General features: G+C 62.0%; 11 protein-coding genes. 4 read left to right on the top strand and 7 right to left on the bottom strand.

Annotated elements, in window-relative coordinates; all coding sequences use genetic code 11:
• Window positions 1-62: 62 nt before the first annotated feature.
• Together AB4Z11_RS07790 and AB4Z11_RS07785 are read left to right on the top strand one after the other, a co-directional pair.
• Entirely contained in the window at window positions 63-1,073 is a 1,011-nt protein-coding gene (locus AB4Z11_RS07790; protein WP_442024094.1) for a bestrophin family protein, read from the top strand.
• A 111-nt stretch (window positions 1,074-1,184) separates the two neighbouring features.
• A complete protein-coding gene (locus AB4Z11_RS07785; RefSeq protein WP_442024092.1) occupies window positions 1,185-2,120 on the top strand; it encodes an MBL fold metallo-hydrolase in 936 nt (311 codons plus the stop codon).
• On the opposite strand, the gene AB4Z11_RS07780 is transcribed toward AB4Z11_RS07785, so the two are convergent.
• From AB4Z11_RS07780 to soxR, 4 genes are all read right to left on the bottom strand, one after another.
• Window positions 2,117-3,394, bottom strand: coding sequence for a hypothetical protein (locus AB4Z11_RS07780; protein ID WP_442024090.1), 1,278 nt, complete (start codon window positions 3,392-3,394; stop codon window positions 2,117-2,119). The two genes, AB4Z11_RS07785 and AB4Z11_RS07780, sit on opposite strands and share 4 nt — an antisense overlap.
• An 89-nt stretch (window positions 3,395-3,483) precedes the next feature.
• Window positions 3,484-7,029 carry a pectinesterase family protein gene (locus AB4Z11_RS07775; RefSeq protein ID WP_442024088.1) on the bottom strand — a complete coding sequence of 1,182 codons (3,546 nt, stop codon included), beginning with the start codon at window positions 7,027-7,029 and terminating at the stop codon, window positions 3,484-3,486.
• Between the two features lie 75 nt (window positions 7,030-7,104).
• The gene (locus AB4Z11_RS07770; RefSeq protein WP_442024086.1) at window positions 7,105-7,680 is read right to left on the bottom strand and encodes a PEP-CTERM sorting domain-containing protein; all 576 of its coding nucleotides are present in this window, start codon (window positions 7,678-7,680) and stop codon (window positions 7,105-7,107) included.
• Window positions 7,681-7,908: 228 nt separating this feature from the next.
• On the bottom strand, window positions 7,909-8,370 hold the full coding sequence (soxR, locus tag AB4Z11_RS07765) for a redox-sensitive transcriptional activator SoxR (RefSeq protein ID WP_442024084.1): 462 nt from the start codon (window positions 8,368-8,370) through the stop codon (window positions 7,909-7,911).
• 69 nt (window positions 8,371-8,439) lie between these two features.
• Here soxR and AB4Z11_RS07760 point away from each other — a divergent pair, with 69 nt between their 5' ends.
• Window positions 8,440-8,829, top strand: a complete 390-nt coding sequence (locus tag AB4Z11_RS07760) for an ester cyclase (RefSeq protein WP_442024082.1) — start codon at window positions 8,440-8,442, stop codon at window positions 8,827-8,829.
• Here AB4Z11_RS07760 and AB4Z11_RS07755 read toward each other — a convergent pair.
• Window positions 8,819-9,736 (bottom strand): GGDEF domain-containing protein, encoded by a 918-nt coding sequence (locus AB4Z11_RS07755; protein WP_442024080.1) that lies wholly within the window; start codon window positions 9,734-9,736, stop codon window positions 8,819-8,821. The genes AB4Z11_RS07760 and AB4Z11_RS07755 overlap by 11 nt on opposite strands.
• Window positions 9,737-9,848: 112 nt before the next feature.
• Between AB4Z11_RS07755 and AB4Z11_RS07750 the strand changes: the two genes are divergently transcribed.
• Complete coding sequence (locus AB4Z11_RS07750; RefSeq protein WP_442024096.1) at window positions 9,849-11,783, top strand: helicase-related protein; 1,935 nt, start codon at window positions 9,849-9,851, stop codon at window positions 11,781-11,783.
• 3 nt (window positions 11,784-11,786) lie between these two features.
• Here the strand turns inward: AB4Z11_RS07750 and AB4Z11_RS07745 are convergent, their stop codons facing one another.
• Together AB4Z11_RS07745 and AB4Z11_RS07740 are read right to left on the bottom strand one after the other, a co-directional pair.
• The gene (locus AB4Z11_RS07745) at window positions 11,787-12,377 is read right to left on the bottom strand and encodes an IMPACT family protein (protein WP_442024078.1); all 591 of its coding nucleotides are present in this window, start codon (window positions 12,375-12,377) and stop codon (window positions 11,787-11,789) included.
• A 44-nt stretch (window positions 12,378-12,421) separates the two neighbouring features.
• Window positions 12,422-12,869: hypothetical protein (locus tag AB4Z11_RS07740; RefSeq protein ID WP_442024076.1), on the bottom strand; the 448-nt coding region annotated here is incomplete at its 5' end.

Here is a 12,869-nt window from a genome sequence, read left to right as displayed (position 1 = left end):
ATCATTAACGGCCTGTCAACAGCGAGGCCTCCGCGAACCACTTCGTCATTGCGAGATGTGCCATGCACCTGGGTAAATCGTACAGAGTATTCGAGTTTATGGTCTGGTCGAGACGGCTGCTTTATGCCTCGCTCGTCTGCGCTTCGGTGCCTGTTCTTCTTTATCAGTTCCTGGACGTGAGATGGCTGGCAATTCCGGTTTCGGTGGTGGTCTTGCTGGGCACGGCGACATCTTTCATCGTCGGCTTCAGGAATGTGCAGACTTACAGCCGGGCGCTGGAGGCGCAGCAGATCTGGACGGACATCCTGAACAGCAGCCGCAGTCTGGGCGTCATGAGCCGGGACTTTCCGTCAGCAGTGACGAGCGGACGGGAACTGATTCTCCGGCATTGCGCATGGCTGACGGCGCTGCGCTATCAGTTGAGAACTCCGAAGGTTTGGGAGACGGTGAGCAAAGCGTCCAACGCGGAATACCGTAAATATTACCGGGTGCCGGAGTGGGAGACGCCATTGAACGAGGTACTGGCGCGCTATCTGTCACCGGCCGAACTGGACGCGCTCGACCAAGCCGCGAGCAAGCCGAGCCGCTTGCTCGGTACGCAGGCGGCAGTGATCAAGCGGCTCTTTGATGCCGGAGAGATCAGCAATTCCTGCTACATGGAGCTGCTGGCAGCGATCAGAGGCTTCTTCAATCTGCAGGGACGCGCCGAGCGCATCAAGGATTATCCCTATCCCCGGCAATACGAGGTCACCCATCGGCTCTTTGTCCGCACCTTTTGCCTGCTGCTGCCTTTCGGCGTGTTGACGGAGTTCGAAAAGGTGAACGCCACCATATCGGGTGTCATGCACGACAAGCTGATCTGGCTGGTCATTCCGTTCAGCGCGATGGTGTCGTGGATGTATCTCGCGCTGGAGCAGGTTGGCGAGGGCACGGAGAATCCGTTCGAAGGGAATCCCAATGACGTGCCGATGGCGCAGCTATGCCGGAAAATCGAACGCGAGTTGATGGACATGCTGGGCGAGAAGAGCGATCTCCCGGAAGAGCCCGCGTCCGCGAACGGAATTGTTCTGTAGACCGATGGCGGAAACGCGCTGCAACTTGGCAGGAATTGCCGCAACGGACTGACTTTGCCACTCCATGGCTGCGTCCATAATGGTTGCTCGCATATGGATAGGTAACCAAACATGAACACACGCTTCAAACTGCCGGCGCTGCTGGTAGCGGCTTTGTTTGTCTCGGCCCCGGCTTTCGCACAAGACGACTATTTTCATACCGGAGCAGGTGCACGCTACTTGAAGCGCGCGGACACCGACCTCGTCGCGCAGCCCTTGCGCGGCAATATCACCGTGCTGATGGGCTCAGGCGGCAACGTCACGGTCCTGAACGGCAGGGAAGGCAAATTCCTGGTCGACGCAGGCATCAGCAAGTCGAAAGAAAAACTGCAGGCCGCGCTTCTGCAGATGGGCGCGGCATCGCCAAAATACGTTGTGAACACGCACTGGCACTGGGACCACACCAATGGTAACGCATGGCTGCATGAGGCGGGCGCCACCATCGTCGCGCAGAAAAACACCTTCAGGCATCTGACTCAAACCACGCATGTGAATGCCTGGAACTGGACTTTCGATCCGGTGCCTGCAGCAGCGCGCCCCACGCTGCTGGTGGATCATGAAAAGATCATCGCGTTTGCAGGAACCAAGGTCGAAGTGAAGAACGTCGGCGATGGCCATACCGATGGCGACCTGTGGGTCTACTTCAAGGATGCAGATGTGCTGGCGCTGGGCGACACCTTCTGGAACAACAAATACCCGTACATCGACAACGAAGACGGTGGCAGCATTGATGGCGCGATCAAGTGGGCCAACAAGGCGGTCGAACGCACGACGGAGCACACCATCGTGATTCCCGGCCACGGCGATGTCGCAAACCGCGCCAAGCTGATCGAATTCCGCGACATGCTGGTTGCCGTGCGCAACAATGTGGCCGCCTTGAAAAAGCAGGGCAAGTCCTTAGAAGAAATCGTCGCCGCCAAACCGACCGCCGCCTTCGATGCCCAATGGGGCCAGTTCGTCTTCAACGGCGATCAGTTCACGCGAATGGTCTATGCCGGCCTGAATTAACGCACCAGCTCAAGAATCTCCCGCAAGCGGGGCTGAGCTTTCAACAGATGGGGACGCAGGTCGCTGAGCCAGTGCAGGCGGACCAGGTCCGCTTCGCTGAGGGCGACCAGGCTGGATGAGGCCAGCGCCGCAACTTCGGCATCGGCGTCGTCCAGTTCCATTAGCTCGTCGTGCAGGACGGGATAGTTCTGGATACGCATCAGCACTTCTTCGACCTGCTCGTCATCGCACAGAGCATCGCCGCACTCCAGCAGCTGTTCGCAGTGAGTGCACAGCATTTCCATCTGCAAGACGCCTGCCTTGCCCTGATGCGAAAGCTGATGCGCGGTGGCGGTCAGTTCGCGGAACACCGTCACCGCATTCTGCAGCAGATGCGAGAGCGAGAGCAGCTCGCCGGTTGCGTGTGCATAGCGCTTGAGTTGCGGCAGGTGGTCGCCCGCTTCGCCCTGCATGTGCAGGAAGCCGGGAATGCCGGGATGGTAGTCGAGGAAAAGATGGCGCCACTGGGCTTCCAGCGTGCCGCCACTCAGCGGCGATTCCGCGCCGGCGGGGGACACTGCGCCGAAGGCATCGCCCAGCGGCTTGAGTTGCCGCGAGCAGGATGCGATTGCCAGCGCCAGTTCACGCTGGCGTGCCGCGAACTGGTAGGCGGCGCGCTGGGTGCGCATGTTCTCAACCAAAGCAGGCGGCACGTTTGCGCTGAACGCATCGTCGTGGTGATTCGCGTAGAGGCTTGCACCGAGCGGATGCTGCGGCTGTGCCAAGCCGTATTCCGACAGTTTGAACTGCCGCCACGCCCCTTCGCGCGTGTGGCTGGCGACTGCCTGCGGCCAGTCGCCATTGGCTTGCAGTTGCAGATCGTCGTAAAGATCGCCTACAAACTGGCAGCAGGGCGCCGCGTCTTCCGGCGATTCCGAGCGCACCAGGCTTTGCACGTCAAAGCGCTGTTTGTAGAAGAGGGTGGCGTGCTGCATGATGCGCGGTCCCGCTTCGGGATCGTGCGCGAGTTTCTGATTGCGGGCAACGCGGCTGGTGGAAAGGTCCACATGGTCAAGCAGATCCTGCCAGTGGCGCAAGGTGACCCCGTGATGCGGCATGGCCTCCGCCACCATTTTGTCGTTCAGCACCACCGCAACATGGCTGAAGCGGCGGCTGCTGCGCCGGTCAATGGCTTGCGCCAGCAGGCTGCCCCGGCCGCGCGCGCCGCGGCTGCTCAGCAGCAGGATGTCGCCTGGTGCGACATGGTGGTTTGAATCAGGCAAAACCCCGTCCATGGCATCCTCCATTGAGACTGCATGCATCGGGGCATTTTGCGCTCATTGGTTGAGCGCCGCAAGCACGGCGGCTCAACCGCTGAGTTGACTTACGGATTCCAGCCAGCGCCGCTATTAAAGCCAGCGAAAATCTGGGCGCGGTTGGCAAAGCCGGCTGCCACATCCGAACTGCTGAGTTGGAAGCCACCCACGCGCGTGGACAGATTGAGCGGATTGCCCAGCAGGTCCGTGCTGCCGTATTCGCGCCAGCCGCTGGCGGCAGTCGGTACGGCGGGATTCGGCGCCGGCTGGCCGTTCACGCCTAGTCCGGCCCAGCCGGCGGCTGCGATGTGACTATCCATTTTGCAGTTGATGAAGGCGATGTTGTCCCACACCGTGCTGCTGCCGGAGCTGCGCGCGAGGTAGGTCGCGCCAGCCGGCACGTCGCCATGCAGCGGGCCGGGACCGGGGCCATGCGTCAGGCTGCTGTTGAGGAAGACGTAGCCTTTGTCGGCCGCTGCCTGCACGCGCGCTTGCAGGACGTAGCCGCCGCTGCTGGCGTTGGACGTATCGCCCACAGAGCGGATTTCACTCTCTTCAAACAGGGCGGCGCGGCTGGAGCCCCAGATGAAGTCGACGTTGCCTGCCACCAGCGTGTGATAGAACCAGGACCAGCCTTTGAGATTGAGCGTGTCCTGCTCGCTGAAGAAGCTGGCGTCGCGCGCGATGAGGCGGCCGGCGTCGTTGTTGAAGTACAGCGTTTCGGCTTGCGCCGAGATGGACGGCGAGCGCAGCGTGGTGTTGCGTACTGTGAGCGTGTCGAGCGTCAGCATATCGGCGGATTCGACGAGGAACACGGCACGGCCGCCAGCCGCTGCGGCCCCGGCACCGGGCGCCTGGCTGCCGCCGGAACCGGTGTTCAGTGTGTCGTTGTTGGTGTACTGGATTACGGCGCCGTCGCGGCTTTCGCCGCGCAGCGTAATGTTGTCTTTGCCGCGCAGATAGAGCAGCTCCTGGTACACGCCGTTCTTCACGGTGACGGTGGCGGGCGTGGATTTGGCCACGTTCTGCATCAGGAAGTTCAGCGCGCCTTGCACGGTGCTGAAATCGCCATCTGCGCCGACCACAAGATCCGGCCCCGCTGGCGCTGTGGCGCGCGTGGTGAAGGACCAGTCGCCCAGCTTGCCGATGCCGACGAATGGCGTGCCGCCCAGCGAAGTTCCGGTGAACACGCCGTTGGCGATTGCCACGTAATAATCGGTGCCATACGCCAGCTTGCCGCTGTGCGGTTTGATGGTGACGGTGTTGCCGCTGATCGTGATCGGAGAGGTGTTCACCTTGCGGATTGCGGTCTGGCCTGGATAGCCCAGTTCATCAGTCTCGCCGCTGGTCTTGATCACATCCACCAGCACATCGTCGGACTTGCGGAAGATGCGGATCGTGCCGCTTGCGCCCAGTGCTGGCTGACTGTCGAACACGAGGCGCAGCGATGCATCCACCTGGGCATTGCCAAGCGCCGCAGCAGGACTGGCAACGCCGTTCAGCAGATAAGTCTGCGTCGGCTGAATGAACTGCGCGCCGATGTTGGCGGAGATGGTGCGCATCAGGGTTGGATCGCTGTCGCTGGTCAGCACGATGTTGGCAGTGCCTGCGCCGACCGGGGTGAGCGTCAGCGTATTGTTGTCGATGGCGACTGCCACGGCAGCGGGATTGCTGGAGCTGGCGCTGAAGGTGTCGGCCGAACCGTCCGGCTTCACGGCGGTGACGGCGAGCTGCAGCGGGGTGTCGCCCGCTTCGGCGACATAGCTGGTGGTGGCCGGATTCAGCGTGAGCTGCGAGGGTTTCAGATGCGGATCGCCGATGCGCACGTCATCGATCTGGAAGGATTTGTTGGCGGTGTACAGGCCAACCAGTCCGCGTGCGGTGAAGGCGGTGTCGGTGACGGAGCCGAGCGCTTCGCCATCGAGATAGACGGTCAGCGTGCTGCCGATCATTTCAAAGCGCACGGTGTAGAACTGCGCATCCATATTGATCGGCTTCTTCACTTGCTTGGGACGCGTGAGCGTACCGTTCAGCATTTTCGCGATTTCGACCTGGGTGCTGCTGGTGCTGCTTTGCACATTCAGCCCTGCGCCATACCAGTTGCTGGCGTTGACGTAGCGCGTGACCAGGTAGAGCAGCTTGTTGCTGGTAGTGCTGTTGGTCTGCGGCTTGATGCGCGCTTCAACGAAGTAGTCACCGGACGGCACGTTCGCCATCGAAGTGGACTTCAGCAGCGCGAGCACGCCGCCGGTGGTTGCCGCGGTGTACTGTATGATCTGGTTGACGGCGCCGACGCTTTCTGCCTTGACGCTGAAGCTGCCGTTGGGGCCAGCGACGGGCAGCAAGTCCCAATTGGCGGAGCTGCCGCTCTGGAAGTCGTCGCAGAAGTAAAGGCCCGTTGCTGGACAGGTGAGGGTGAGGATTGGCGTGCTGCTGGTGTCGCCGGTGCCGGTGATGGTGGTGGTCAGCTTGCCGCCGCCTGCCTGCGCCAGCGCGTTGGCTTTCACCAGCGCCGTGGGACGCACGCTGAAGGCATATGGTGGCGTCCAGGTCACGTTGCTGGAAATGGTGCAGCCGCCGAGCAGGGTGCCATTCAGCAGCGAGCCGGTGTCCTTGAAGGCTCCTGTTGCGGCGCCGCCGGGATTGATGACGATATCGCCGCATCCGCGCGCGCCACCGACTTCAAACACATTCGACTGCGAGATGATCTTCGCGTTGTAGCCTGCGCCAATGCTGTACAGGTAGTCGTACACCGGCGCCGTGGTGCTGCCCACGAAGTAGTTGTTGAACATGTGGACCTGGCCGAAGCGCACACGCGGCGCGCGGCTGGAGACGTCGCGGAACACGTTATTGCTGAAAGTGACGCGCAGCTTGCCTTCGTCGCCGGTGGCGGTGTCGCTGGAGCCGATCAGATTGTTCTTGTGGTGCTCGCCGAAGACGTTGTAGGACACGGTCACGTAGTCGGAGCCATTGGTGACGTCCAGTGCGCCGTCGTGGCACTGTTTCAGCACGCCGTTCTCGATGGACGACAGATTGTCCGTCATTGGTACGTCGGTGAAGGTCACGTGGTCGACCCAGATGTGATCGGAGCCGGAGATGCCGATGCCGTCATAGGCGGAGTTCCAGTTGCCGGTGGCGCCATCGGTCGGGTCCCAGACCGGTCCGACGTCGCAGGGATTGACGATCTTCAGATTGCGGATGATGATTTGCGAGACGTTGGTCAGCAGGATGTGGCCATTGATCAGGCCTGCGCCGGGGCCATCGCCAATCAGCGTGGTATTGCTGCGCAGGCGTACCGCACCGCGTATGGCCTGGTCACCCGTGTTCGCATACGGCACGCCTTCGGTCATGTCGATGGTGCCGGACAGCTTGATAATTTTCGGATTGGCGCCGGCGTTGTTGATGGCCGCGACCAGTTGCGCGCGGTTGGCGACGGTGTAGATCTGCGACGTGGCCGCCGCCGAGCCGCCGGCGGTGCCCCCGGCTTGCGATGCCCAGCCATCGGCCGGTGCGGTCTGGCGCGCCGGGTCGGTTGCCGCGTGCGCACTGCAGGACAGCATGAGCAGGGCGGCCGACGCCAAGCGGCAAGCGGCCCTGAAACCTCTGAGTTCCATTGTGTTCTCCCGTATCAGTTTGCGAGGCGCGCGACAGGCGCGGCACGCAGCCGCAGGCCTGCTTGCGCGCGGAGCTTAGCGTTGCGACTGGCGGCGGCGTAGCAGCGTCATGGCGCCGAGGCCTCCCAGCAGCAGGGTGGTGCTGCCCGGTTCCGGTACGGAAGCGGCATCCAGCTGTGCGGTGAAGGCCGCGAAGTCGCTGCTCCAGCCAACCGAGCTGACATCGACGTCGATCGATTTGCCGTCCGCGGCCAGCTGCAGCAAAGGCATGCCGCTGATGGCGCTGTCGTCCACCAGTGTGAAGGCGGTGAGTGGATTCGCCAGCGTGCTGCCGAAGTCGAAGTGGAAGTGATAGCTGCCCGGCGTGATGCTGCCGTTGCTGTAAATGGTCAGCAGGCCGCTGGCATCGAAATCGAAGGCGAACAGGTTGTCGGCGCTGAGGAATTCGACACCGGTATTGGTGGGATCAAGGGCGGTGGTGTTCGAGCCGGGTTCGGCGGCGAACAGGTGGTCGAGGCCCAGCATGGCGGAGGCGTCCCCGTTGTAGCTGGCGGTGATGACGGCATCCTGCAGGGGCAGGGGTGAAGCATGTGCTGCTCCGGTGGCCAGAATAGCAGCGGCCACCATAGTCTCCATAATGGTTTTTTTCATTGTGTGCTCCGATGGTTTTGAATGACCGGCAATGCGATGTGGACACCTCGCGTGTCCACTGCCATTGAGACGAGGGCCGAGGGGATTGGCCGAGGTCGCGTGGGAGAACCAAAGGCGTGAGGCAGGTGTCTGCCACGGCGTGGCAGACACCAGGTTTGGGCTTCTGGTTTGGTCAGACCATCTTATATTGGCCTGACCAATATTTCAAGGTGGGCAGGCCAATAATATTTATTCCACGACAATGCGGCGCGGCCCCGGACCTTCTTCGGAGAGCGTATCCAAAGGATTGCGCAGCTTGCAGGCGCCCAGCGACAGGCAACCGCAGCCGATGCAATCGTCCAGCTGGTCGCGCAAGGCTTGCAGGCGGGCGATGCGGGCATCCAGTTCCTTTTGCCAGCCTTTCGACAGCCGTGCCCAATCGTGGGCGTCAGGCGTGCGGCCTTCCGGCAAAGAGGCGAGGGCCACGCCGATTTCCTCCAGCGAGATGCCGATGCGCTGCGCCACCTTGATGACCGCGACGCGGCGCAGCACTTCGCGCACATAGCGGCGCTGGTTGCCGCCATTGCGCACGCTCTGAATCAAGCCGCGCGCTTCATAGAAATGCAGCGCCGACACCGCAACGCCGGCACGTTCGGCCACTTCACCGACGGAAAGCTGGCGACCGATGTCGGCGGGATCGAGCCTGGGCATAAAAGTCCTTGACCTGAAGTTAAGTTGAGGTTTTAGCCTATCACAAACCAACCACTGCAAGGAGCAAGCATGTCCGACCACAAGAGCGTTATCCGCCAACTGTTCGAAGAAGGCTTTAACAAAGGCAGCCTGGCGCTGCTGGACCGCTTGTGCGCATCCGATTTCCTCGCCAGTCCGGGCGACAAGGGACTGGCCGCGTTTGCAGACGGCGTGGCCGCCGTGCTGGCCGGTTTCCCTGACGTGCGATTCGAAATCGAAGATCTGTTCGGCGAAGGCGACCGTGTGGCCGTGCGCTGGCGTTTCGAAGCAACGCACAACGGTCCGTTCCAGGGACATCCTGCTACTGGCCGCCGCGTGACGCAGACGGCCAATGTGCTGTATCAGTTCAAGGATGGGAAGATCTGGCGGGCGTGGATGCAGGCCGACCGATTAGGCCTGCTACAGCAAATCAGTTCCTGACGATGATGCGGTTGCGTCCCAGGCGTTTGGCCTGATACAGCGCGTCGTCGGCGCGCTTGAGCGCATCTTCGCCGGATGCGTCGCCTTGGGCCAGCTCGCTCAAGCCGCCGCTGATGGTGGCGAGGCAGTCGAGTCCCATGGTGCACAGAGTGTTGGCGATGCGGATGCGCAGACGTTCCGCGATCGGCTCGGCATGGTCCCAGGTCGTATGCGGCATCAGCACCACGAATTCGTCGCCACCGAGACGCGCCGCGGCGTCGGTGGCGCGCAGCTCGTGGCGGCAAACATCGGCCGTGGCGGCGATTACCTTGTCGCCCACCAGGTGGCCGTGCTGGTCGTTCACGCGCTTGAAGTGGTCGATGTCGAAGATCATCAGCGAAGTGGGCGTGCCATAGCGGGCGAACATCTCGAAGTGCTCGGCCAGCATCTGCATCAGCTTGCGGCGATTCAGCAGGCCTGAGAGAGGATCGATCTCGCTCTGCGTGCGCAGCTTGGTTTCCAGTTCATTGCGGGCGGTGATATTGCTGGCCACCCACAGCACGGCGTCTTCGCCCTGGACAGGGAAGGCGAGCGCCTGCACGCGTCCTTCAAACCACAGGGTGTCGGTAGGGCCGTCCGTGTTCAAGCCTTTCAGGTCGCTGGAGGCCAGGCTGTATTCGACGATATGCAGGCAGCGCTTCTCCAGCGCCAGGCTGACTTCATGCACAAACCAATCCGCCTTTTCCTGCGCCAGCACCTCGTGAATCGACTTGCCAATCAGGCTGTCGCCGCGATGGTAATAGCGCGCGTCCGCCCCGCCGAAAACGGCGATATAGCGTCCGCTGCGTGTAATCACGAAAGCCGGATCAGGCAGGGACGCCAAAATCGCGTCCAGCTGCACGCCGGAGAAGGGGGAATCGTCTCTCAAACCAGGCCCATTTAAATCGACTGTCCATTACAAAGTACCAGAAATATTTCCAAAAGACAAAGAAAAACTGGTGTTCGCCGTGCGTCGGGTGGCCAGCCGCTATACTCGCGCCATGACGACGAATGAGAATATGGACCAGGATGAGCAACTGCTGCGCGAAACCGGCCTGGCGGAGCGCGGTATTGGTCTGGTGAAGATGGAAGGGCGCGTGTTCCTGCGCATGTCCGGCAGCGTGGAGGCGGGCGGGCGAAGCGTGTCCTATGCGCTGGTGCCGGAGCAGGGCGTGCTGGCCAAGCCGTCCAAGTGGCGCAAATTGGATGACGAGGGCCGCGCGGCGCTGCTGCGGGAACGGGGCAATGAGCGCGCCGTGCGCCAGCTGCGGGATGAGGTGGCGTCCTTCGTGGTTGAACTGGATGAGGCTTGCGAGGAGTACGGCCTGAATCCAGCGCCCTTCCTGCGCACGCTTGCGGAAGGCGAGAGCTCGGAGCCGGCCGGTATTGTGTTCGAGCGCGTGCGCCAGCGCATGGAGCATGCCGTTGAGCGTCAGCGCGAAGAGCGCCATGCCGAGCGCACCAAGCAGAGTATCAATCTGGCCGAATATCCGGCTTCCTTCGAGGTCGCGCGGCGTCTGCCGCGCAAATTTATCGCCGTGCTGGGACCGACCAATTCAGGCAAGACGCACAAGGCGATAGAGGCGCTGGCGAAAGCAGCCAGCGGCATCTATCTTGCCCCTTTGCGGTTGCTGGCACTGGAAAATTACGAGCGTCTGTCGGAGCAGCTGCCCGCAGTGAGCCTGATTACGGGCGAGGAGCGGCGCATCGTTGAAGGCGCCACCCACGTCGCCAGCACGGTTGAAATGATGGATGCGCGTACGCCGGTGGAAGTGGCAGTGATCGATGAGATTCAGATGCTGGCCGACTCGGAGCGCGGCGCAGCGTGGACGGCGGCCGTGTGCGGCGCACCGGCGCGCACCGTCTATCTGGTCGGAGCGCCGGAAGCGCGCAAGGCTATCGAGGCGCTGGCGGAGCGGCTGGAATGTCCGCTGGAAGTGCATGTGCTGAAGCGCAAGGCGCCGCTGGCGATGGAACCGTCTTCCGTGCGTAATCTGCGCAATCTGAAGCGCGGCGATGCGCTGATTGCCTTCTCGCGCCGCGATGTACTGATGTGGCGCGACCTGGTGACTGAGCTGGGCATGAGCGTGGCGACCGTGTATGGCAACCTGTCGCCCGAAGTGCGGCGTGCACAGGCGGCACGCTTCCGCGAAGGGCAGGCCGATATCGTGGTCGGCACGGATGCCATTGCGATGGGCCTGAATCTGCCGATCCAGCGCGTGGTGATGACGACCACCGTCAAGTTCAACGGCTATGACGAGGAAGAGATTTCCGCCGCGCTGGCCAAGCAGATCGCCGGCCGGGCAGGGCGCTACGGCATTCACGAAGAAGGCCATGTGGCGGGCTTCGATCATGAGTCGCATGAGGTCATGCGCTCGCTGCTGAAGGAGAAGCTGGCGCCAATTCCATCCAGTGGTTTTTCGGTGGCGCCGACGCTGGAGCATTTGCACCGCATCTCCGCTGTGACGGGCGAAACCGCGCTGGCGAAACTGCTGAAGCGCTTCGTCCACAATATCGATGTGCCGGATGGTTTCTTCTTCCCGCGCATCACGGAAGAGCAATCCAGCCGCGCCGCGTGGCTGGACACGCTTCCGCTGTCAGTGGCTGAAAAATTTACGATGTCGCTGGTGCCTGTGTCGACCAAGGTGCTGACCTTGCAGCATGCGTGGGAACAGTGGTCGCTGGCGCTGTCGCGCAAGAAGGTCACGCACTTGAAGCGGCAGCACGATGAGCTGTACTACCAGAGTTTGCAGGAAGTGGAAGATGCCTGCCGCCTGTACTCGGCCTATGCCTGGCTGGGTTACCGCTTGCCGGAATACTTCCCGGATATCGCGGTGGCGCAGGAATTGTCGCGCGAAGCGTCGGCACGCGTGGACGCGATTTTGCGCGAACAGAATGTCGCAACGCGCCGCAAGCAACCGAAGAAGTACCGCTAACAGCTAGTCTTCGCTGCGCCAGCTGAGACGGCCGTGGCAGGCTTCGTTCAGCTGCGCCGTGAGCGCGCTCGCCGCACTGTCCGCAATGATGAACTCAATCGCCACATCGTCGCCATGCTGCACTTCGCCCAGCACGCCGCCTGCTGCTTCAATCTCGCGGCGTACGGTGCCTTCCAGCGCGTAGGGAAGAATGCAGCACAGCGTGCGCTGCTTGATGATGGCGATTTTCTCCGCAGCGAGCAGGGCCTGCGCCACGCTGTCCGTGTAGGCGCGCACCAGGCCGCCCGCACCCAGCTTCACGCCTCCGAAGTAGCGCACCACGGTGGCGAGCACGCCTTCCAGATCCTGATGGCGCAGCACATCCAGCATGGGACGGCCTGCAGTGCCGCTTGGCTCGCCGTCATCGACAGCGGCGGATTGTCCGCCTGCCAGCAAGGCCCAGCAAACGTGGGCCGCGCCAGGATGCTGCGCTTTGAGTTCAGCCACCACCGCCTGCGCGCCCGCGCGGTCGGCCATGGGCTGGACGCAGGCAATGAAACGGCTTTTCTTGATCACCAGTTCATGATGAACCGGCGCGGCGATGGTCTGAGGCATGAGGGCTTGCGAATGAATCGAAGCCGCGATTGTACACGCTGGCTTTAATTCGCCAGCAGCTGCGGCACGCCTTTCTCCATCGCGGCGTTCAGCAGGCTCTCCATATTGCGCACTTTTTCATCGGACGTGATGGCGTTCCAGGCATACAGCCCGTTCTCGCCTTTCATATTGCCGATGGTGCAGCTCTGCTTCTGATAAACCTCTTTCACTACCTTCATGGTGGAGGCATCAATAAGTCGCAGCTTCACGTAAGCAAAGGGCATGATGATGCCGCGGCCGAACTGGCCCGTGGCGTCTTCGGTAATCTCGACACCGTTGTCGAGGTAGAAGCCCAGGCCTTCAAAGCGCCCCGTGCTTTCGTGGCTGCGGCTGAACTTCACTTCAGCGTCCGCATTCAGTTTGGTGACGAGGATCAGGTGCGTTACATTGCGCTGCTTGAGCAAGCCTTGCAGGTAGTCGAGATTGGCCTTGTTGGCTTCCGGACTGTCGAAC

The sequence above is a fragment of the Pseudoduganella sp. RAF53_2 genome, from assembly GCF_052113985.1.
Lineage (GTDB): Bacteria > Pseudomonadota > Gammaproteobacteria > Burkholderiales > Burkholderiaceae_D > Rugamonas.
Note: the sequence above shows the minus strand (reverse complement) of the source record. Positions and strands in the feature narration are given on the sequence as shown.

Coding starts and splice junctions, on each gene's coding strand:
- soxR (WP_442024084.1), bottom strand. CDS start 8,370: ATGCCCAGGCTCGATCCCGCCGACATCGGTCGCCAGCTTTCCGTCGGT.
- AB4Z11_RS07775 (WP_442024088.1), bottom strand. CDS start 7,029: ATGGAACTCAGAGGTTTCAGGGCCGCTTGCCGCTTGGCGTCGGCCGCC.
- AB4Z11_RS07760 (WP_442024082.1), top strand. CDS start 8,440: ATGTCCGACCACAAGAGCGTTATCCGCCAACTGTTCGAAGAAGGCTTT.
- AB4Z11_RS07790 (WP_442024094.1), top strand. CDS start 63: ATGCACCTGGGTAAATCGTACAGAGTATTCGAGTTTATGGTCTGGTCG.
- AB4Z11_RS07770 (WP_442024086.1), bottom strand. CDS start 7,680: ATGAAAAAAACCATTATGGAGACTATGGTGGCCGCTGCTATTCTGGCC.
- AB4Z11_RS07785 (WP_442024092.1), top strand. CDS start 1,185: ATGAACACACGCTTCAAACTGCCGGCGCTGCTGGTAGCGGCTTTGTTT.
- AB4Z11_RS07780 (WP_442024090.1), bottom strand. CDS start 3,394: ATGGACGGGGTTTTGCCTGATTCAAACCACCATGTCGCACCAGGCGAC.
- AB4Z11_RS07750 (WP_442024096.1), top strand. CDS start 9,849: ATGACGACGAATGAGAATATGGACCAGGATGAGCAACTGCTGCGCGAA.
- AB4Z11_RS07745 (WP_442024078.1), bottom strand. CDS start 12,377: ATGCCTCAGACCATCGCCGCGCCGGTTCATCATGAACTGGTGATCAAG.